This is a genomic window from Acinetobacter stercoris, assembly GCF_900323515.1.
In the GTDB taxonomy this organism is placed as follows: Bacteria; Pseudomonadota; Gammaproteobacteria; order Pseudomonadales; family Moraxellaceae; genus Acinetobacter; species Acinetobacter stercoris.
This window is the reverse complement of sequence record NZ_OOGT01000385.1, coordinates 1-1,491: the sequence shown is the minus strand read 5'-3', so window position 1 is coordinate 1,491 and position 1,491 is coordinate 1. Positions and strand designations below refer to the sequence as shown.

General features: G+C 36.8%; 1 protein-coding gene. It reads left to right on the top strand.

The annotated features are described in order from the left end of the window. Positions 1 to 175 precede the first annotated feature (175 nt). Complete coding sequence (gene brnQ / locus KPC_RS19710; RefSeq protein ID WP_121975995.1) at positions 176 to 1,468, top strand: branched-chain amino acid transport system II carrier protein; 1,293 nt, start codon at positions 176 to 178, stop codon at positions 1,466 to 1,468. The last annotated feature ends 23 nt before the right edge of the window (positions 1,469 to 1,491 follow it).

Sequence of the window (1,491 nt, the reverse complement as noted above, 5' to 3'; positions counted from 1 at the left end):
GTATTAAACAATATATCATAAAATTTCATAAGCTTATTTAAACCAATAACTTTTATTTAAGAGTAATTTGATATTTTATATAAAAATATTTAATAAGATGTATAAAAAATATTACAAAAATCGTCACATATGCACTAAAATCAGCGACTTTGGATTTTAGCTCTCCCTTTTTAATATGACCAGTCTTCGTATGAAGGACATCATTGCCTTAGGTTTTATGACCTTTGCACTGTTTATTGGTGCAGGCAATATTATCTTTCCTCCCATTGTAGCTCAACAAGCTGGTGAACATGTTTGGCTTGCGGCATTCGGTTTTCTTATCACTGCCGTTGGCTTACCTGTTCTCACCATTATGGCGCTTTCGCGCACAGAAGGATCTATCGCAATTCTCAGTTCACCGCTGGGAAAAGTTGCCAGTCTGATATTAACTATTGTGTGTTATTTATCAGTAGGTCCACTATTTGCCACTCCACGAACTGCAACAGTTTCATATGAAATTGGCTTTTCATCATATTTCGGTAATGATGGTAGCGGCTTACTTATTTATAGTATTGTTTACTTTGCACTTGTAACTGTTATCTCACTTTACCCAAACAAACTGCTTGATACTGTAGGGCATGTTCTTGCTCCACTGAAAATTATTGCACTTGCTATACTGGGTATCGCAGCCCTACTCATCCCAACTGGTTCAATTTCCCCAGCAATTAACAACTACGTCAACAGCCCTGTTTCAGAAGGTGTTGTTAGTGGTTATCTGACTATGGATACTCTGGGTGCACTTGTATTTGGTATTGTGATTATCCATGCGATCCACTCACGTGGTGTTACAGATGGAAAATTAGTGACCAAATATGCTGTTATCGCCAGTTTAATATCTGGTATCGGTCTAACACTTGTTTACCTCAGCCTATTTAAACTTGGATTAGGAAGTCATGATGTAGCGCCAAATGCGGCGAATGGAGCAATCATCCTGCATGCTTACGTTCAACATGCTTTTGGTGATTTAGGTTCGTTATTTCTCACTGTACTGATTAGTCTTGCATGTATGGTTACTGCGATCGGTTTAACCTGTGCCTGTGCAGAATACTTCTCTGAATTAACTAAAATTCCATACAAAATTTTAGTATTTATTTTGGTTTTATTCTCATTGGTGATCTCAAATCTGGGCTTAACCAAACTCATTGCATTTTCAGTTCCTGTGCTCAGTGCAATTTACCCTCCAGCAATTGTAGTGATTATTTTGAGTTTCTTCTGGAAACGCTTCAACCATCCATCCCGAGTTATTGCTCCAGTTACAGCAGTTGCATTTTTATTTGGTATTGTTGAAGGAATAAAAGTAACAAGTTTTAAAGACAACTTGCCCGCATTGATTCAAAATTTACCGTTGAATGAACAAAATCTTGCGTGGTTAATTCCATCAGTCATTATTCTTGTCATTTGCATGATTATCGATAAAGCAAAAAAATAAGCCTATTTTGCTTAAGTCAATAA

Bases quoted from the DNA above. Each gene is read 5' to 3' on its own strand.
- brnQ (WP_121975995.1), top strand. From the start codon at position 176: ATGACCAGTCTTCGTATGAAGGACATCATTGCCTTAGGTTTTATGACC.